The organism is Rahnella sp. R3(2024) (assembly GCF_042920125.1).
Classification (GTDB): domain Bacteria; phylum Pseudomonadota; class Gammaproteobacteria; order Enterobacterales; family Enterobacteriaceae; genus Rahnella; species Rahnella rivi.
The window spans coordinates 4,426,072-4,444,869 of record NZ_JBHGBU010000001.1 but is presented as its reverse complement, the minus strand read 5'-3'; the positions used below and the strand labels follow the sequence as shown (position 1 = coordinate 4,444,869).

15 protein-coding genes are annotated in these 18,798 nt (G+C 55.0%); 12 read left to right on the top strand and 3 right to left on the bottom strand.

Annotation, left to right across the window (positions count from 1 at the left end; translation table 11 throughout):
• Nucleotides 1-2 precede the first annotated feature (2 nt).
• Nucleotides 3-1,532, bottom strand: a complete 1,530-nt coding sequence (gene pntA / locus ABSH60_RS20155; RefSeq protein ID WP_217202927.1) for a Re/Si-specific NAD(P)(+) transhydrogenase subunit alpha — start codon at nucleotides 1,530-1,532, stop codon at nucleotides 3-5.
• Nucleotides 1,533-2,069: 537 nt separating this feature from the next.
• Between pntA and ydgH the strand changes: the two genes are divergently transcribed.
• Nucleotides 2,070-3,023, top strand: a complete 954-nt coding sequence (ydgH, locus tag ABSH60_RS20150; RefSeq protein WP_056770662.1) for a DUF1471 family protein YdgH — start codon at nucleotides 2,070-2,072, stop codon at nucleotides 3,021-3,023.
• Nucleotides 3,024-3,118: 95 nt separating this feature from the next.
• Here ydgH and ABSH60_RS20145 read toward each other — a convergent pair whose 3' ends face one another.
• Nucleotides 3,119-4,231 (bottom strand): dipeptidase, encoded by a 1,113-nt coding sequence (locus ABSH60_RS20145; protein WP_056770665.1) that lies wholly within the window; start codon nucleotides 4,229-4,231, stop codon nucleotides 3,119-3,121.
• A gap of 250 nt (nucleotides 4,232-4,481) precedes the next feature.
• On the opposite strand from ABSH60_RS20145, the gene ABSH60_RS20140 reads away from it, so the two are divergent.
• The 10 genes from ABSH60_RS20140 (at nucleotide 4,482) to ABSH60_RS20095 (ending at nucleotide 15,688) form a co-directional block, all read left to right on the top strand.
• On the top strand, nucleotides 4,482-6,077 hold the full coding sequence (locus tag ABSH60_RS20140) for an ABC transporter substrate-binding protein (protein WP_056770667.1): 1,596 nt from the start codon (nucleotides 4,482-4,484) through the stop codon (nucleotides 6,075-6,077).
• Complete coding sequence (locus ABSH60_RS20135) at nucleotides 6,074-7,087, top strand: ABC transporter permease (protein WP_122095310.1); 1,014 nt, start codon at nucleotides 6,074-6,076, stop codon at nucleotides 7,085-7,087. The genes ABSH60_RS20140 and ABSH60_RS20135 overlap by 4 nt, the downstream gene beginning before the upstream one ends.
• Complete coding sequence (locus ABSH60_RS20130) at nucleotides 7,084-8,010, top strand: ABC transporter permease (RefSeq protein WP_183847070.1); 927 nt, start codon at nucleotides 7,084-7,086, stop codon at nucleotides 8,008-8,010. Before ABSH60_RS20135 ends, ABSH60_RS20130 begins: the two co-directional genes overlap by 4 nt.
• Entirely contained in the window at nucleotides 8,010-8,840 is an 831-nt protein-coding gene (locus tag ABSH60_RS20125) for an ABC transporter ATP-binding protein (protein WP_056770680.1), read from the top strand. Before ABSH60_RS20130 ends, ABSH60_RS20125 begins: the two co-directional genes overlap by 1 nt.
• Nucleotides 8,837-9,622 (top strand): ABC transporter ATP-binding protein, encoded by a 786-nt coding sequence (locus ABSH60_RS20120; RefSeq protein ID WP_056770682.1) that lies wholly within the window; start codon nucleotides 8,837-8,839, stop codon nucleotides 9,620-9,622. The genes ABSH60_RS20125 and ABSH60_RS20120 overlap by 4 nt, the downstream gene beginning before the upstream one ends.
• Before the next feature lie 85 nt (nucleotides 9,623-9,707).
• Nucleotides 9,708-11,255, top strand: a complete 1,548-nt coding sequence (locus tag ABSH60_RS20115) for a serine hydrolase (protein WP_390975539.1) — start codon at nucleotides 9,708-9,710, stop codon at nucleotides 11,253-11,255.
• 405 nt (nucleotides 11,256-11,660) lie between these two features.
• Nucleotides 11,661-12,137: a heme-binding protein gene (locus ABSH60_RS20110; protein WP_390975537.1), complete on the top strand. Its 477-nt coding sequence runs from the start codon at nucleotides 11,661-11,663 to the stop codon at nucleotides 12,135-12,137.
• Between the two features lie 42 nt (nucleotides 12,138-12,179).
• Nucleotides 12,180-12,749, top strand: a complete 570-nt coding sequence (locus ABSH60_RS20105) for a sugar dehydrogenase complex small subunit (RefSeq protein ID WP_390975535.1) — start codon at nucleotides 12,180-12,182, stop codon at nucleotides 12,747-12,749.
• Nucleotides 12,742-14,346, top strand: coding sequence for a GMC oxidoreductase (locus ABSH60_RS20100; protein ID WP_390975533.1), 1,605 nt, complete (start codon nucleotides 12,742-12,744; stop codon nucleotides 14,344-14,346). Before ABSH60_RS20105 ends, ABSH60_RS20100 begins: the two co-directional genes overlap by 8 nt.
• A gap of 22 nt (nucleotides 14,347-14,368) precedes the next feature.
• Complete coding sequence (locus ABSH60_RS20095) at nucleotides 14,369-15,688, top strand: c-type cytochrome (RefSeq protein ID WP_390975531.1); 1,320 nt, start codon at nucleotides 14,369-14,371, stop codon at nucleotides 15,686-15,688.
• Between the two features lie 46 nt (nucleotides 15,689-15,734).
• Here the strand turns inward: ABSH60_RS20095 and ABSH60_RS20090 are convergent, their stop codons facing one another.
• Nucleotides 15,735-16,841 carry a diguanylate cyclase gene (locus tag ABSH60_RS20090; RefSeq protein WP_390975530.1) on the bottom strand — a complete coding sequence of 369 codons (1,107 nt, stop codon included), beginning with the start codon at nucleotides 16,839-16,841 and terminating at the stop codon, nucleotides 15,735-15,737.
• Nucleotides 16,842-17,114: 273 nt separating this feature from the next.
• On the opposite strand from ABSH60_RS20090, the gene dauA reads away from it, so the two are divergent.
• A complete protein-coding gene (gene dauA / locus ABSH60_RS20085) occupies nucleotides 17,115-18,782 on the top strand; it encodes a C4-dicarboxylic acid transporter DauA (protein WP_390975527.1) in 1,668 nt (555 codons plus the stop codon).
• The last annotated feature ends 16 nt before the right edge of the window (nucleotides 18,783-18,798 follow it).

Here is an 18,798-nt window from a genome sequence, read left to right as displayed (position 1 = left end):
CCTTAATTCTTACGAAACATCTTCAGCATGCGCTGAGTGACGGTGAATCCGCCAAAAATATTGATACTGGCGATCAGTACGGCAATAAAGGACAGGAAGCTGACCCAGCCACCGTGACCGATTTGCAGCACTGCGCCCACCACGATGATCCCGGAAATGGCGTTCGTGACCGACATCAGCGGTGTATGCAAGGCATGGCTGACGTTCCAGACCACGTAGTAACCCACCACACAGGACAGCGCAAATACGGTGAAGTGAGACAGGAACTCTTTCGGCGCAACGTTCGCCAGCCAGCCAAACAGCACAATGGCCACGGCCATGATGATGAACTTGGTCCACGGAGAGGCCGGTTTGGCTTCCACTTTGGCGACAGGTTCTGCGGCTTTCGCCGCCTGAGGTTGCGCAGACACCTGAATGGCTGGCGCAGGCCAGGTCACTTCACCGGCTTTCACAACGGTCACGCCGCGAACCACGGTATCTTCGAAATCGATCTCGATTTCACCGTTTTTCTCTTTGCACAGCAGTTTCAGCAGGTTGACCAGGTTGGTTCCGTAAAGCTGGGAAGATTGCGTCGGCAGACGGCTGGGTAAGTCGGTATAACCGATGATCTTCACACCGTTTTCTGTCGTGGTGATTTTATCCGCCACGGTCAGTTCACAGTTACCGCCCGTCTGGGCCGCCAGATCGACGATCACACTGCCCGGCTTCATGGAAGCCACCATGTCTTTGGTGATGAGCTTCGGTGCAGGACGGCCAGGGATCAGCGCGGTGGTCACGATGATATCCACTTCTTCAGCCTGAGCGGCAAACAGCGCCATTTCTGCTTTGATGAAGGCTTCTGACATGACTTTGGCATAACCGTCGCCGCTGCCTGCTTCTTCTTCAAAATCGAGTTCGAGGAACTCTGCACCCATGCTCTGAACCTGCTCTTTCACTTCAGGGCGGGTATCAAAAGCACGAACGATGGCACCGAGACTGCCTGCTGCGCCGATGGCAGCCAGGCCAGCCACGCCGGCACCGATAATCATCACTTTGGCCGGTGGCACTTTACCGGCGGCGGTGATCTGCCCGGTGAAGAAACGACCGAATTCGTGAGCGGCTTCGACTATCGCACGGTAACCGGCGATGTTAGCCATTGAACTCAGGGCATCCAGAGATTGTGCGCGGGAAATACGCGGCACGGAATCCATTGCCATGGCGGTGACCTGACGGTCAGCCAGTTTCTGAATAAGCTCAGGGTTCTGTGCAGGCCAGATAAAGCTGACCAGCGTGGTACCTGCCTGTAATTTATCGATTTCGTCGTTTTCAGGTGCATTCACCTTTAAAACGATATCTGAATGCCATACTTCTTCGCCGCTGACCACAGACGCACCCGCTTGTTCATAAGCGGCGTCCTCAAAGCTGGCTAACTTCCCGGCACCTTGTTCGATAGCGACCGTAAAGCCGAGTTTCAGCAACTGCTCCACCGTTTTCGGTGTGGCTGCGACTCTGGCTTCATTGGTCAACCGCTCTCTTGGTACACCAATACGCATAGTATTCCCTTCACCCTTTTCATTGATGATTTGTGTCATCGTCATAACATTTTATTTACCAGCCTGCTGGCTTATGAAGAACGCCGGAGAGTATTTTTTCAGGCTGGTTATAACCTACTGAATATCTAATCAATAATCTACGTATCGCAGCGATAGTCAGGTAATTAATAATAAAAAAATTGATATGGGCCGCAAACCTGCTGCAAACCCTGAGAAACACGTGTTTAATTCTCTTTAATCCGCCAGTGAAACCAGATCTATCACTCTGCCCTTCACGCTTGCAGACCGCTCCGGGCGGGCATAAAAGTTAGAAAATAGTGAATAATTAACATTAATTTCACTACTTGGATTATTCCTTAAACTTATATAAGTTATGGTCAGCAAAAAAAGAACCGTGTCACCGCGTTGACGCTCGCATAATTGCCATAAATTACTGAGACACTCAGCATTGTTACATGCAATAATCGGCCGCTAACCTGTTACACATCAAGAATTCAGCACGTTTCAACATTACTGCGCAAGGTGAAAGGATTTTTTATGAAGCTGACAAAAACGATCATCGTATCGGCCCTGTTTTCTGTTTCTGCGCTGTCTGCTGCTCACGCCGCGCAGGAAATAAGCCCGCAGAAAGCAGCAGCCATCAAACCCTTTGATCGCATTGTTATTTCCGGGCGTTTTAACACGCTTGGCGATGCGGCTGATGCCGTATCACGCCGCGCCGATACACTGGGTGCGGATTATTTCTATATTCAGGACACCAACTCTTCTAACAATAGCGGCAACTGGCGCGTCGTTGCAGATATCTATAAAAAAGATGCGCCAGAAGTGAGCAAGAACACAAATTACCGTGTGATCAACGGCGTGGTCGAGCTGCCTAAAGATGTGGCCTATCAGCTTGAGCCTTTTGACACCGTGACAGTCAGCGGTTTTTATCGCAGCCAGCCAGACGTAAATGATGCCATCACTAAAGCAGCGAAAGACAAAGGGGCTTACTCCTTCTTCATCGTTCGCCAGATTGATGCCAACAGCGGCGGCAACCAGTACATCACCGCGTTCATCTACAAAAAAGATGCCGCGAAACGTGTTGTTCAGGATCCGGATGCTATCCCTGCAGATTCTGAAGCAGGTAAAGCCGCACTGGCCGCCGGTGGTGCAGCCGCGAAGAAAGTAGAAATCCCTGGTGTTGCCTCTTCAGGCAGCCCGAGCCGCGAAGTGGGTCGTTTCTTTGAAACCCAGACGTCTACCGGTAAACGTTACACTGTCACCGCGACTAACGGTGCTAAAATTCAGGAAGTGAACGACGTTACCGCAGCACAGATGGTTCCGTTTGATTCCGCTACCTTCACCGGTCACTTCAACAGCACGACGGATGTTTCGCAGGAAGTTGCGAACCGTGCTGCGGCGAAAGGTGCCAAGTTCTACCACATTACCCGCCAGTGGCAGAACAAGAGCGGTGGTAACCTGACCGTGAGCGCTGACTTCTTCAAATAAGTCTGACGCCAGCACACAGCAAAAAGGCAGCTATTGATAGCTGCCTTTTTTTATATCTGATTGTGCGATACGGACGTGATGCCGATGCCGGGGCATTACTCGCCCCAGGTTCTTTCCAGCACGTTGATCCAGTTTTTGTAGCAAATCTTCTCAAGCAATGCCTGCCCGTACCCTGCTTTCCTTAATGCCTCCACCAGCACCGGCAGACCACCAACGTCAGACATAAACGGCGCCATTGACGCACCATCGAAATCTGAACCAAAGCCCACCCCATCCTCACCCAGATGTTCCACCAGATAATCCACGTGTCGCACCATGATCTCGGTGCCGGTGTCATCACTGCGTTTGCCATCTTCCCGCAGGAACGGCACAGCAAAGTTCAGCCCCACAAAACCCTGGCTCTCCCTGATTGCGCCGAGTTGTTTATCGGTCAGATTTCGCGATTGCGGACAAATGCTGAACGCATTGGAATGGCTGGCGACCAGCGGCGCATCACTGAGTTTCGCGACCTGCCAGAATCCTTTTTCGTTCAGATGCGAGAGGTCAATCATGATGCGTTTCTGATTACAGGCTTTAATCAGGCGGATGCCTGCATCGGTCAGGCCCGGCCCGATATCCGGCGAGGTCTGATATTTGAACGGCACACCGTGCCCGAAGATGTTCGGGCGGCTCCACACCGGCCCCAGTGACCGCAATCCCATGCTGTACAACACGTCGAGATTGTAAAGATCGGCATCAATCGCTTCCGCGCCTTCAATATGCATAACCACAGCTAATGCGTGGTTATCGATTGAATGTCGAATATCCCGCGCCGTGCGACAAATTTTCACCTTTCCCTGTGACTGCTCTTCGATGCGCAACAGAAACGCCATCATGCCAAACGTGACGTCGCGTGCAAAATCGAAAGAAGGCGTCGGAGAAAAATCGGGATGTTTTTGAGTACCTTCCAGCAGAAATTGCGTATCCACCGAGCGATCGGGCACGGTCTTTGCAAGATCGACATCAGGAGTCGGTACCCAGGCGGCGAAAAGCCCGCCAGCAAAGCCTGCTTCACGGCAGCGAGGCAGATCCATTTGTCCGCTGGCCGGGCCCTGGAGGAATGCATGCTCAGGATTTTGACGATGTTCTGTCCAAAGTTGTAGCAAAACGTCGTTATGTCCATCAAAAACTGGCATTAGCTCTTCAGATCCGTGCGCTACGTTATTCATAAAAAAGGTCTACCTTTGATTGAGCGTGACTGAGACAACGGCGAGTTGCCCGCAGGAAGTGCATCACCACTGCGATGTTGCACTAAAGAGGAACAAGTCTGTCGTCATTCACATTAGTTTTTTCGATATGAAATGTCGAAGGGTGCAAAGCAACGGTTTTTCATTTAAGCCAGTTGCCTGCGGTGAAGTCAAGGGTTAGCCACTGTAATATTTAATTTTACTTTTATATATCAACACGATGGGAGTAGTTATGGTTACCAGGCGTCAATTCGTTACCGGTTTTTCCGCAATACCCGCTTTGTCTTACCTGAAATTTGATTCGGTATTTGCTGCCACGCCAGCCTCGATACTGGTGATGGCTATCCAGCTCGACATCATTACCAGTCTGGATCCGCATGAAAGCTTCGAATCTGTTGGCAGTGAAATTACCGGCAATATGTATCAGCAACTGGTGAAACCAAAGCTGGCCTCCCCGGACGAAATCGAAGGCGATCTGGCCCTGTCCTGGACCGCGTCTGACGACAAAAAAACCTTCACCTTCAAACTGGATCCCAAAGCCAAATGGGCCGATGGCAAACCGGTCACCGCAGAAGATGCCGCGTTCTCCCTGCAACGTGTGGTGAAACTCGACAAGAGCCCGGCCTATATCATCAATCAGTTTGGCTACACCAAAGACAACGTAGACAGCATGGTCACCGCGCCTGATGCCGAAACGCTGGTGATCAAAACTGCTGAACCTGCGTCTGAATCTTTCCTGCTGTACTGCCTGACCGCCAACGTCGGCAGCATCGTGCAGAAATCGGCCTGTCTGGCGAATCAGGCAGGTGACGATTTGGGCAATGCCTGGCTGAAGAAAAACAGTGCCGGTTCCGGTGCTTTCAAGTTGCGCGACTGGAAAGTCAGCGAATCCGTCATTCTTGAAAGCAATAAAAACAACCCGCACGCGGGTAACATCCAGCGCATCATCATGCGTCACATCGTCGATCCTTCTGCGCAACTGCTGATGTTGCAAAAAGGTGATGTGGATATCGCACGCAACCTGACCACAGAACAGCTGCGTCCGCTGATGAACGACAAAAACTTCACCCTGGTGCGCAAAGGTATCGCCGGCACTTACATGCTTTCTGCTAACACGGCGCACCCGAACCTGGCTAAACCGCAGGTCTGGCAGGCGCTTAAGTGGGCAGTGGATTACGAAAATATTCAGCAGCACATCGTGCCGCTGACGCACAAAATCCATCAAAGTTTCCTGCCTGAAGGTTTCCCGGCGGCGGTGAACACCATTATGTACAAACGTGATGTTGCTAAAGCGAAAGCCCTGCTGGCCGAAGCCGGTTTCCCGAACGGATTTGAAATCACGCTGGATCACTACTCCGCTTCACCTTCATCAGACATCGTGCAGGCTTTGCAGTCGAACCTCGCCGAAGTGGGTATCAAAGTGACCTTACTGGCCGCCGAGAGCCGTCAGGTGCTGACCAAGATGCGTGCGCGTCAGCAGCAACTGGCACTGACCCAATGGGGCGCGGATTACTTTGATCCGAACTCAAATGCCGAAGCGTTCTGCAGCAACCCGGATAACACCGATGCTGCCAAAAGCCGCACGCTGGCGTGGCGTTGCAGCTGGCAGGACAAAAGCATTTCCGATCTCAGCACCAAAGCGCTGAAAGAGTCCGATCCGGCCACCCGTATCAAACTCTATGAAGAATTGCAGACCAGACATATGGAAAACAGCCCGTTTATCATCATGCTGCAACCGACCAATACCGCCGCCTGCCGTAATGTGATTTCCGGCGTGGCATTAACCGTCATGAACACCAGCCCTTACGAGAAGGTTGTGAAAGCGTGAGCAAGAGACTCAATGGCTATCTGAGTACCTGCATCAGCGTTTGTCTTACTTTGTTTGGTCTGTCGGTGGTGACGTTTTTTATCGGTCGCGTGATGCCGACAGATCCGGTTCTGGCTGCGGTTGGCGATAACGCCCCGCAGGCAGTCGTCGAACGGGTTCGTCATGAAATGGGGCTGGACCAGCCCCTCTGGTTGCAGTTCTTCCATTACATCAGTCAGGTGTTTCACGGTGACTTAGGCCGTTCCGCCCTGACCTCCAATCTGGTCACCACCGATATCGCCCGGTTCTTCCCCGCAACGCTGGAACTGGCCACGGCAGCGATCATTATCGCCGCCGTGATCGGCATTCCTCTGGGCGTCTGGGCTGCAACCCGTCAGGGCAGCTGGATTGATCAGACCATCCGTGTGGTATGTCTGGCCGGTCACTCGCTGCCGGTGTTTGTGCTGGCCCTGCTCAGCCTGCTGATTTTCTACTCCGTGCTCGGTATCGCGCCGGGGCCGGGACGTCAGGACATCATTTATCAGGACATGATCCCTCAGGTCACCGGATTGTTAACCGTGGACTCGCTGATTGCCGGGGACATGGGAGCGTTCCGCGATGCACTGGCGCACATGGCGCAACCGGTGCTGATCCTGGCGTATTTCAGCATGGCCTACATCACCCGCATGACCCGCACCTTTATGCTGAACGCCCTGAGCGGCGAGTATGTGATCACCGCCCGCGCCAAAGGGTTATCAGCGCAGCGTGTGATCTGGAAACATGCGTTTCCGACCGTCGGCGTTCAGCTCATCACCGTTCTGGCACTGACCTATGCAGGTTTGCTGGAAGGTGCGGTGGTCACTGAAAACGTCTTCTCCTGGCCGGGTCTTGGACAATATCTCACCGTCTCACTGATGAATGCGGATATGAACCCGGTGATCGGCTCCACGCTGCTGATCGGCGCGATATATGTGCTGCTCAACCTGCTGGCCGACCTTCTCTACCGACTATTGGATCCCCGCGTAAAATGACCTCACTCCCTGTTACATCGCCACCCCGCGCCGGTAGCCGCGCCTGGTTGCTGGCGGATACGCCGCTGACCCGCACGCAGGCCGTGTGGGGACGCCGTTACCGCATCTGGCTCGGCCTGCGCAAAAATCCACTCGCTGTCACCGGTCTTTTCACGGTGCTGATTGTTCTGCTGCTGTCCATTTTTGCGCCCTGGCTGACGCCGTATGATCCGGGTGCGCAGGATCTGGCGCACCGCTTAGCCAAACCGTCCTCCCTGCACTGGCTGGGCACCGACGAGCTGGGCCGCGATACCCTGAGCCGGATTCTCTACGGCGGTCGCATCACGCTGGGCATGGTGATTATCGTTGTGGCGATCGTCGCTCCGCTCGGCCTGTTGATTGGCTGCGTGGCCGGTTATGCGGGCGGATGGGTAGATCGCCTGCTGATGCGCGTCACCGACATTTTCCTCGCCTTCCCGCGTCTGATTCTGGCGCTGGCCTTTGTCGCCGCACTGCGGCCGGGGATTGAAAGCGCCATTCTGGCCATCGCCCTCACCGCCTGGCCGCCGTATGCCCGTCTGGCGCGCGCGGAAACCATGCAGGTGCGCGGCACTGATTACATCGCCGCCTGCCGGCTGACCGGCGCAACGTCGGCCCGTATTGTACTGCGTCATATCATGCCGCTGTGCGTTCCGAGCCTGGTGGTGCGTATCACGCTCGACATGAGTTCCATCATTATCACCGCCGCCAGTCTGGGCTTTTTGGGCATGGGCGCACAGCCTCCGTCACCGGAATGGGGCGCGATGATTGCCACCGCCCGCCGGTTCCTGTTCAGCGAATGGTGGGTGCCGTTAATTCCGGCGATTGCCATTTTTGTGACATCTCTGGCGTTTAACTTCCTCGGCGACGGGCTGCGTGACGTTCTCGATCCTAAGGAGCAATGATGCTGGTTGATATCAAAGATCTGCACATTACGTTTAAAACTAACAGCGGCAGTTTTGATGCCGTGCGCGGCGTCTCTTTGTCACTGGGTAAAGAAAAATTTGGCATCGTGGGCGAAAGCGGTTCAGGGAAATCCCTGACCGCCCGTTGCCTGATGAACCTGCTGCCTTCCAGCGCCCATTGCCGGGCCGAAACGCTCTCTTTCGATGGCATAGACCTGCGTCATGCCAGTGAAAAGCAGATGCGGCAAATTCGCGGTAAACGCGTGGGCTTTATTTTACAGGACCCGAAATACTCGCTGAATCCGGTGATGCCGGTGGGGAAACAGGTGGCGGAAGCCTGGCTAACTCACAAAGGCGGCACAAAAAAACAGGCGATGAACGCCGCCATCGAACTGCTCGATCAGGTGCGCATCCGTGATCCGCATAAAGTGGCCGAACGTTATGCGCATGAAGTCTCCGGCGGCATGGGCCAGCGCGTCATGATCGCGATGATGCTGGCGCCCGACCCCGAGCTGATGATTGCCGATGAACCCACCAGCGCGCTGGATGCCACGGTGCAGGCCGAGATTTTACGACTGCTCGACGATCTGGTGTCCAGCCGCGGAATGGGGCTGATTCTGATCAGCCACGACCTGCCGCTGGTGTCAAAATTCTGCGACCGGGTGGCGGTGATGTATGCCGGACGCATTGTGGAAACCTTACAGGCCGGTGACTTACTCAACGCGCAGCATCCGTACACGCGCGGGCTGCTGGAATGCCTGCCGTCTCTGAAACATCCTCGGGACAGGCTGCCGGTGCTGGTACGTGATGAAGCATGGAAAACCTCATGACAGAACACGCCTCAACACACATTGATTTTTTCGATAACAGTAAGATTATCCTCAACAATCTGCGCATTGCGTTCGGCGATACCGAGGTGGTGAAAGGCGTCAGTTTCAGCGTCGCCCCCGGCGGATGTTTTGGCATTGTCGGTGAAAGCGGCTCGGGGAAATCGACCATTCTGCGCGCGCTGGCCGGGCTGAATCAGTCATGGTCCGGCGAAATGGTCATCGGCGGTGAAGACCAGACGCCCGTCCGGCAGAAGCGTTTTTTCCGCCGCGTGCAGATGGTTTTTCAGGATCCCTACGGCTCCCTGCATCCGCGCCAGACCATCGACCGTATTCTCAGCGAACCGCTGATCGTTCATGGTTTTCTGAATATTGAGAAGCGCATTGCCGACGCACTGAGCGAAGTCGGTCTGCCGCAGTCCGTGCGTTTTCGTTTTCCGCATCAGCTCTCCGGCGGGCAACGCCAGCGCGTGGCCATCGCCCGGGCAATGATTTCAGAACCGGAAATTTTACTGCTCGATGAGCCGACCTCCGCGCTGGACGTCTCGGTGCAGGCGGAAATCCTCAACCTCCTTTGCGACCTGCGTGAACGCCGCAACCTCACTTATATTCTGGTCAGCCACAATCTGGCGGTGGTAACGCACCTTTGCACCAGCATTGGCGTGATGATTGGTGGTGAAATGGTCGAGCTTCTGAGCGCAGACGATTTACGGACGGGCAACGTCAGCCATCCGCATACCGCAGAATTACGATCGTTGAGTCTCAGTTTAGAGGAACCCGAATAACCGTTTTCCCGCGGCACAGGTTCAGGTTTCACGGGCAGCTCAGGCTGCCCACTTTCTCACTGATAGACAGTTTGTGGAGACGCAAATGACCTCTGATTTACAGTGGCACGCCGCAGAAGCGACGGCTAAACGTATTACCGGTAACTGGAATAAACCCGGCGAACCGGGCGGCGCCATCACCCTTTTCGACAGTAAAACCCTGCGCGGTTTTGCCACCGGTGGCCTGGAAAACCTCACCACCGCAACCCCTTTCAGCATTGACTCCGTTGTCCGCTACGCCTCGGTCACCAAACATATTTTCGCCACACTGGCGTTGCTGAAAAGCGATGCCGGTCTTTCGGTGAATGACCCTCTTGGCAAGCATTTACCGCAGCTGAAAGCCCCGATGGCTCAGGTGACGATAGGTCAGGCACTGGACATGACCGGCGGTCTGCCGGATGTCCGTGAAACCCTTTCACTGCTTGGCGTGTCGGTTTACAACGTCAGCGACGCAGAAGCGATCATGACGTTTCTGGCACAAGATGGCGCACTGAATTTCCCGGCCGGCAGCGAGATTTCCTACAGCAACACCGGCTACCGGCTGGTGGAAGAAATCCTCAAACAGAAAGGCATCTTGTTTGAAGATCTGCTGCAAAAGCATATCGCGCAACCGCTGGACATCGCGCTTCACGCACCGGAAACCTGGTTCGATATTGTGCCCAACCTGGCGCCGGGGTACTGGCTGGACACCAGCGGCTGGAAAACCGCCCTCGCCGGTCTGCATCTTTCCGCTTCCGGCAGCCTGACCGGCAGCGTCCGTTCGCTTTCCGTCTGGTTGCAGAGCCTGCTTTCGCAAACCGGCCCCGGCGCGGGCGTATTAAAAACCCTGACAGCGCAACGTTACCTGCACGGCGATATCCCTTCCGCTTACGGGCTGGGCACCACCTCGACGCAAATAGGACCGCATACGGTTTACGGGCACGGCGGTTCTCACGCCGGTTACAAAGCCTATTTCCTGCTGCATCCTGAGCGGGATGCAGGGGTCGCGCTGGTGTCCAACCGTGAAGACACCGCCGCGTACAGCCATGCGCTGGACGTTATGTCAGCGCTGTTAGACGCCCCGCTTCCGCCGCGCAGCCACGCTCTGCCTGACGGGCTGTATGCCAGCACGGCGGAACCTTACTGGCTGAAAGTCAGCAACGGCACGGCCAGTTATCTGGGTTCGGCTGATAATCTGTATCAGAGCGCAGACGCAGATGAAGCGATCACCCTTTCCGCGCATATGCCGATGCGCCTGCGCTGGGACGGGAAAGCCATCAAAGGAGAAATCGGCCATGCACCGCGTTTCTTCACGCCGGTTGAGCCTAACGATTGCCTGAAAATGGTTCAGGGCCGCTGGTATCATCCGGCGTCAAAAGCGGCGTTTGATATTGAAGGCGATAAGTTCCTGATGGGTGTGGGGACCTTGCGCGCCAGCGGTCAGCTGACGTCTCTGGGCGCGGGACGGTTGCTGGTCGAATTGCCGGACGGCCCGTGGAAAAAGAACTTCTGTCTGTACTTCCAGGGGTACAACGTGAAACTGATTTCTAACCGCAGCCGCGTTCTGAATTTCCGCCGTGATGAATGCCGCAGCAGCTGGCAGCCCCAGAGTTAACGACACCTGCTCAGTCCAAAACCTCCCGCTCAGGGAGGTTTTTTTTGTTAACCCGATCACATTGCATTAATACAAACGGATCATCTGGTTCGTAAAAGCACAAAATGTTCACCCCTTATGTCATAAGGCCTGCCAGCCTGATTTGTGCATAATCTCCTCTCTAAACCGCCCGAAAATTAATTTCCTGCCGCAATCGTCACTTTTGCCGTTTTGTTAATTGAATTAACATCCGCGAAACAAAGAGCAATAACGCCCCAGTTAGTGTGGCAATAAGAAACCCCGCTGAGTGTTCCGCCCGTTAACGTTATTGCGATTTAATCTTTCTGATTTAACACGTTTATTTTTGAAATCTTATTCGAAAAATACGTCAAGCCATGTTTTACTACTGCTACAAGGGATGAGTCTATGTCTGTTAAAAATATCACCGTACAAGCGTTGCTGTGTGCCAGCACGCTGTTATTTACGGCCACTTCCGCCTTCGCCGCTGAACACCCGCAGCTGGATAACGCGCAGGCCGCCAACGTGATCGACAGTGTGAAATCCACTCTTGCGGAACAACACAGCACGGGTTGCGTGGCGGTTGTTGATGCATCTGGTTCATTACTGGCCTTCCAGCGCCTTGACGGTTCTCCGGCGGGGTGTGTCGATGCCTCGATCGGTAAAGCGCGCACTTCCGCGCTCTATCACGCCCCCTCATTGAAATTCATGCAACGCCTTGCCGGTGGCGAAACCACGGTGCTGGCGATCCCGCATGCTGTGCCGCTGGGTGGCGGATTCCCGCTGACACTTAACGGTGAAGTCGTGGGCGCAGTCGGTGTGAGCACGCCGAAACAGGAAATCGATAACCAGTCTTCAGAGAAAGCGGCCTCCGTCCTGAAATAACGACGTAACACTCATAATAATTCGTTCACGGAACATCTCGTCATGATCAATCTTTCTCGTCGCCGGCTGGTTATCGGCACGGCGGGCGCACTGGCTGCGGGGATCGGCAGCCAGATACTTGGCGGCGGCGTCTTTGCCACCCTGGCGCATGCCGCCCCGCCACTGGCCTCGGCGGTGACTATGCCGGCCAGTTTTATGACACTTTCAGCACAGCTCACCGGCATGAATTCCCTTGAACCGCATCTGGCTCAGGCGCTTTACAGCTGGCTGCATCAGTCACAGCAAAATGCCCAACTTGATACTCAGCTCGACGCCCTTTCCGCACTGCTCACCGCGCACAGCGGCGTGGTCGGTGATGATTTGCATCAGTTGCTGGCGCAGCAACCGGCCGAACTGGCGCAGTTGTATCAGCAGCTGGTCAGCGGCTGGTATCTCGGCGTGGTCGGTCAGCCCGGCAGCCAAAAATGTATCGGATTCGAAAATATCGTCAGCTATCAGTTGCTGAAAAATAACCTGCTGCCTCCGAGCTACGCACCGGGCGAACCGAATTTCTGGGTCAATAAACCTGCTGTTTCGCAACAATTTTCCACGGAGGTGATGGCTCATGGCTGATGCACTGAATGCAGATGTCGTTGTTATTGGCGCCGGTATTGCCGGTTCTCTTGCTGCACTGAAAATGGCAAAAGCCGGGGTTTCCGTGCTGATGCTGGATTCCGGACCGGTCATCAAACGCGACGAAGCGGTTGAATTGTTCCGCCAGTCACCGCTCAAAGGCGACTTCACCGAACCCTATCCGCCGAAGCCGTGGGCGCCGCAACCGAAATTCCAGCCAAAAGATAACAACTATCTGATCCAGAAAGGCCCGGATATTTATGCCGCCCAGTATCTGCGCGGCGTCGGTGGCACCACCTGGCACTGGGCCGGACAGGCGTTCCGCTTGCTGCCTAACGACATGAAGATCAAAACGCTTTACGGCGTGGGCCGCGACTGGCCGATCAGTTATGAGGATCTGGAACCCTATTACACCGAAGCCGAAATTCAAATGGGCGTTTCCGGTGACGATGCGCTGGATTCCCCGCGCTCGCAGCCCTATCCGTTGCCGGGCATTCCGCTGCCGTACGGGTTCGATCGCATCAGCAAACGCATCGCCAAACTCGGTTACGTGCTGGGGATCGGCCCGCAGGCGCGTAACAGCATTCCCTACGACGGCCGCCCGGCCTGCTGCGGTAACAACAACTGCATGCCGGTGTGCCCGATTGATGCGCAGTATCACGGTGGCATTTCCGCGCGCAAAGCCATCGACGCCGGTGTGCGGGTGATTGCCAACGCCGTGGTGTACAACATCGAAGCCAATGACAGCGGCGACATCGTCGCCGTGCATTATCTCGATGCCGATAAAGTGGCGCATAAAGTCACCGGTAAACGCTTCGTGCTGACCGCAAACGGCATCGAAAGCCCGAAACTGTTGCTGATGTCCACCAGCGATAAATACCCGAACGGCATCGCCAACAGCTCCGGCATGGTCGGCCGTAACCTGATGGATCATCCGGGCACCTCGGTGGAGTTTTATGCCGATGAACCGGTGTATTTTGGCCGCGGGCCGATGCGTCCGGGCAGTATCAATAACCTGCGCGACGGCGATTTCCGCAGCGACCGCTCGGCCTTACGTATCGACGTCGCCAACACGTCCCCGGTGCGTTATCTGACCGAGCGCCTGGTGCGTCAGGGCTATTACGGCAAAGCGCTGAACGACAAACTGACCTATCAGTCGGAGCGTTTTATTCAGCTGAAATGTCTGCTGGAAATGCTGCCGGAGCCGGAAAACCGTGTGGTTCTCAGCAAAACCGAAAAAGACGAATGGGGTATTCCGCGCCTCGAAGTGCACTACAAATTCCCGGAATACGTGCACCGCGGTTATGACCAGTCGATGCTTGATTTCCAGAAAATCGTCAAAGAAATGGGCGGCACTGAGGTGGTGTACAGCAAGCGTGGCGTGTACGACAACAACCAGCACATCACCGGCACCATGATCATGGGCAGCGATCCGCAGGATTCGGTGGTGGACGGCGACTGCCGTACGCACGATCACCCGAATCTGTTTATCGCCGGTACCGGCATTATGCCTTCCGCTTCAACGGTGAACTCCACGTTGTCGGGTACCGCTCTGGCATTGCGTATGGCTGATACGGTGCTGAAAAGCCTGGCCTGATTGATTTTCTGAGGACTGAGTAATGAAAATGAAATTCATGCTGGCGCTGCTGCCGTTACTGGTAGGGGCTGGCGCACGGGCTGATGACGCCGCGGGTCATACCGATTTAATCAAGCGCGGCGAATATCTGGCGACAGCCGGTGACTGTACCGCCTGCCATACCGCGCCGGGCGCGGATAAAACCGAGAAATTCGGCGGCGGTTATCCGCTGGCATCGCCTTTTGGCGTGATTTACGGCACCAATATTTCTTCTGACAAACAGTTTGGCATCGGCAACTGGACGGACGACGAATTCGTGCGTGCGGTGCGTGAGGGTGTGGGCAAAGACGGCCAGCAACTTTATCCGGCCATGCCTTATGACTCTTTCACCAAAATGAAACGTGAAGATGTGCTGGCGATCAAAGCGTACCTGATGTCGCTGCCAGCGGTGAATTCCGCGGGGCCGCAAACGGATCTGTCATTTCCGTTTAACCAGCGCTGGGGCATGCGTCTGTGGAAGATGTTTAACTTTGACGAAGGCGAACTGAAAAACGATCCGTCAAAATCTGCTGACTGGAATCGCGGCGCGTATCTGGTGGAGGCATTGGAACACTGCGGCACCTGCCATACACCGCGCACGATGACCATGGGCATGGACACCGACAAAGCGTTTTCGGGCGGTGATTTGGGCGCGTGGGTGGCCTTCAACATTACGCCGGATAAAAATGCCGGGATCGGCACCTGGTCGCAGCAGGATCTGGTGACTTACCTGAAAACGGGCTTTGTGGCCGGTAAGGCGTCGGCGTCCGGGGCGATGGCAGAAGCCATAGAGCACAGTTTGCAGCATCTTTCAGACAGCGACCTGAATGCCATCGCCACCTATATCCGGTCCGTCCCGGCCATCGGTGATGACAAACAGACAAAACCGCGTGATGCGTGGGGCCGTCAGAATCAGGATGTGTATCCCCTGCGTGCAGAGGGGCTGACCATTGACCAGTCGGCAGCGGCACTCTTTAATGCCAGCTGCGCAGCCTGTCACGGCAAAGGCGGCGAAGGCAGCGGTGAAGGGTTCCATGCGTATCCGTCGCTGTTCAGTCATACCAGCACCGGTTCATACGACAGCCGTAATCAGGTGTCCGTTATCCTCAACGGTGTGCAGCGCCATATGGATAAAGGCGAAATCATGATGCCGTCGTTTGCCGATCAGCTTAATGACCAGCAGATTGCCACGCTGAGTAATTATGTAAGCACGCAGTTTGGTAATCCGGCGGGCGCGACGGTCACGGCAAAAGAGGTGGCGAAAATGCGTGAAGCCGCTGATTTGCCCTCTCCGCCAAAAATCGAAGAAGGCACGCAGAAATAATCTGTCAGGGTGAAAGCAATTCAGGGAGCCGTTGCAAGGCTCCCTTTTACATTCCGGGATAATCTCGTTTAGCGCCCAGCGACGAGAGCGTCAGGATCGAACTGGCCACCACACGGTTTTTGCCCTGCCGTTTTGCCTCATATAACGATAAATCAGCCAGTTTCAGCGACTTGCGGATAATCATACCCGGCAGGTAAAGGGATACGCCAAGTGACACCGTCACGTTAAGCACCCGTCCATCCTCGAGAATAATGGCGCAATCCTCCACTTCCTTACGGATGCGTTCGGCAATCGCCATGAGCGTGCCGGGGTCGCAGGTCGAGGTCATCACCAGAAACTCCTCACCGCCGTAACGCCCGGCGAAATCATCGCTGCGCGTCAGATGGCGTAATAACCGCCCCACTTCGGTCAGCACTCTGTCTCCGGCCAGATGACCAAAAGTGTCGTTAACCTGTTTGAAGTTATCGATATCCAGCAAAATCAGTCCGCAGGCTTCGCGCTGTAACTGCCTCTGATCCAGCCAGTAATCGAGACTGGCACGGTTGTTTATCTGCGTCAGTTCATCGGTCGCCGCCTTCACGCGGATAGTGAAGACTTTGCCCATATAAATTTCTTTATAATTGAGGGCGTGATAACACAGGATCATGCAACCGGCAGAAATGAGCTGATAAACCAGCAGTTCTGACCAGGGAACCTGAATGCCATGAATGCTGGAAATTAACGCCAGCCGGAAAGCACCGATCAGGATAATGGTGATATACAGTTCTCGGTGTTTGCGCCTGCGCCAGACGCGGAATAAAAACAGCGTGCCAAGAATGCTGGCGATAAACAGATTGTTCAGCGTAAACATGCCGTTGAACACAAAAGACACAATAAAACTGCACAGCCCGCTCAGCCAGCCGCCGAAAAACGTCACTAAAATCATCGGCAACATTTCAAGACTGAAAGATAAATCGTCGACCAGTACCAGACGATTACTGCGTAAATATAAGGCCGTCATCCCGGCCACCACGCCGAACACCACCCGCTTCCAGTGTGAGCCTTTGAAGGTAAAAGGTTCGCTGCGGCTCAGGAGAAAAAAGATGATCGACAGCGTGGCATAGGTAACACAAATATCCCCATACAAGCTTCTGAGCGATAAGATATCCGGCATAGATAAATGCGTCCCCTTACGGTTTTCCCTCCAGATTACGGGTTTTAACTTAAATATAGATGATCAATGCCCCGAAAGTTCCTCACCGTGAAATATAGCGGGACGTGTCACATTGTCGGGAATTAAACTGGCGCACAGACTACACACCAAAGGCCGTTCACTCCTTGATTTATATCTAGATACCCTCAGGCGAATCGGCGTAGGCTGAGTGCTTTCGGGTAAAGGAAGACCTGTGTTCTTTTCAATCCTTTTTCGTCAGGTGGTTTACGTCGTATGAATACCTCAGGAAGTCGCCGTGTCAGGCTGTTCAGTGCGCTGATTGAAGCCTGTATCCTTGAAAAATACTCTCTCCCGCGTTTACTTAAAGACGCCATTGCCGGTGTCACCGTCGGGATCATCGCGATCCCGCTTGCCATGGCGCTGGCGATTGCCAGCGGCGTGCCGCCGCAGTACGGGCTTTATACATCAGCCATCGCAGGGATTGTGATCGCCATTTGCGGCGGTTCGCGTTTTAGCGTGTCCGGGCCGACCGCGGCTTTTGTCGTGATCCTGTTCCCGGTGTCGCAACAGTACGGCCTCTCCGGCTTGCTGCTGGCGACGCTGATGTCCGGCTTCATGTTGCTGCTGATGGGGCTGGCGCGTTTTGGCCGGCTTATCGAATACATTCCCCTGCCGGTGACGCTGGGTTTCACCTCGGGGATTGCCATTACCATCGGGACCATGCAGCTCAAAGATTTCTTCGGGCTGTCGATGGCTTCAGTCCCGGAACATTATCTGAGCAAAGTGGCGGCGCTGGTGATGGCGCTGCCGACGCTGGATTACGGTGATGCGACCATTGGCATCGTGACGCTTGCCGTTCTGATCGGCTGGCCGAAACTCGGTTTGCGGGTACCGGGGCATCTTCCTGCGCTGCTGGCAGGCTGCGCGGTGATGGCGATTTTCATGCAGGCCGGGCACCCGGTGGCCACTATCGGCTCACGCTTTCATTATCTGTTGCCCGATGGTTCGCAGGGCAACGGCATTCCGGCGATCCTGCCACAGTTCACGTTGCCGTGGAGTGCGTCCGGCGGCAGCGGCCTGAGCTGGTCACTGGTTCAGGCATTGTTACCGGCAGCCTTTTCGATGGCGATGCTTGGCGCCATCGAGTCGCTTCTTTGCGCAGTGGTGCTGGACGGGATGACAGGCAAAAAACATCATTCCGACAATGAACTGATCGGTCAGGGTATCGGTAATATCGTCAGTCCGTTCTTTGGCGGCATCACAGCGACGGCGGCCATTGCCCGCTCGGCAGCCAATGTGCGCGCCGGTGCAACCTCACCGGTGTCTGCGATTATTCACTCATTGCTGGTGATCCTCGCCCTGCTGGTGCTCGCACCGTGGTTGTCCTGGCTCCCGCTCGCCGCCATGGCGGCGTTGTTGTTGATGGTCGCCTGGAACATGAGTGAAGCGCATAAAGTGGTGGATTTGCTGCGCCGCGCGCCCAAAGACGACATTCTGGTGATGCTGACCTGCATGAGCCTGACCGTGCTGTTTGATATGGTGATCGCCATTACTGCCGGTATCGTGATGGCTTCGCTGCTGTTTATGCGACGCATCGCCAAACTCACCCGTCTGACCGAGGTGCCTGCTGAAGCAGCGGAAGATACTCTGGTCATGCGCATTAACGGCCCGCTGTTCTTCGCCGCTGCAGAGCGTATCTTCAGTGAATTGCAGGTGCGCAGTGCCGGTAAAAAAGTGATCGTACTGTTGTGGGATCGCGTTGCGGTGCTCGATGCCGGTGGCGTGAATGCATTACGGACCTTCATCGCGAATCTGCCCGAAGGCACCGAATTGCGTATCGCTGAGATCCCTTACCAGCCGCTCAAAACCCTGGCCCGCGCCAGAATGCAACCGGTGGCAGGAAAACTGAGCTTCCACAGTTCATTGCAGGACGCGCTGTAATACTCACGCAGAAATA

Coding starts and splice junctions, on each gene's coding strand:
- dauA (WP_390975527.1), top strand. CDS start 17,115: ATGAATACCTCAGGAAGTCGCCGTGTCAGGCTGTTCAGTGCGCTGATT.
- ABSH60_RS20115 (WP_390975539.1), top strand. CDS start 9,708: ATGACCTCTGATTTACAGTGGCACGCCGCAGAAGCGACGGCTAAACGT.
- ABSH60_RS20125 (WP_056770680.1), top strand. CDS start 8,010: ATGCTGGTTGATATCAAAGATCTGCACATTACGTTTAAAACTAACAGC.
- ABSH60_RS20090 (WP_390975530.1), bottom strand. CDS start 16,841: ATGCCGGATATCTTATCGCTCAGAAGCTTGTATGGGGATATTTGTGTT.
- ABSH60_RS20145 (WP_056770665.1), bottom strand. CDS start 4,231: ATGAATAACGTAGCGCACGGATCTGAAGAGCTAATGCCAGTTTTTGAT.
- ABSH60_RS20105 (WP_390975535.1), top strand. CDS start 12,180: ATGATCAATCTTTCTCGTCGCCGGCTGGTTATCGGCACGGCGGGCGCA.
- ABSH60_RS20095 (WP_390975531.1), top strand. CDS start 14,369: ATGAAAATGAAATTCATGCTGGCGCTGCTGCCGTTACTGGTAGGGGCT.
- ABSH60_RS20110 (WP_390975537.1), top strand. CDS start 11,661: ATGTCTGTTAAAAATATCACCGTACAAGCGTTGCTGTGTGCCAGCACG.
- pntA (WP_217202927.1), bottom strand. CDS start 1,532: ATGCGTATTGGTGTACCAAGAGAGCGGTTGACCAATGAAGCCAGAGTC.
- ABSH60_RS20120 (WP_056770682.1), top strand. CDS start 8,837: ATGACAGAACACGCCTCAACACACATTGATTTTTTCGATAACAGTAAG.
- ABSH60_RS20140 (WP_056770667.1), top strand. CDS start 4,482: ATGGTTACCAGGCGTCAATTCGTTACCGGTTTTTCCGCAATACCCGCT.
- ydgH (WP_056770662.1), top strand. CDS start 2,070: ATGAAGCTGACAAAAACGATCATCGTATCGGCCCTGTTTTCTGTTTCT.
- ABSH60_RS20130 (WP_183847070.1), top strand. CDS start 7,084: ATGACCTCACTCCCTGTTACATCGCCACCCCGCGCCGGTAGCCGCGCC.
- ABSH60_RS20100 (WP_390975533.1), top strand. CDS start 12,742: ATGGCTGATGCACTGAATGCAGATGTCGTTGTTATTGGCGCCGGTATT.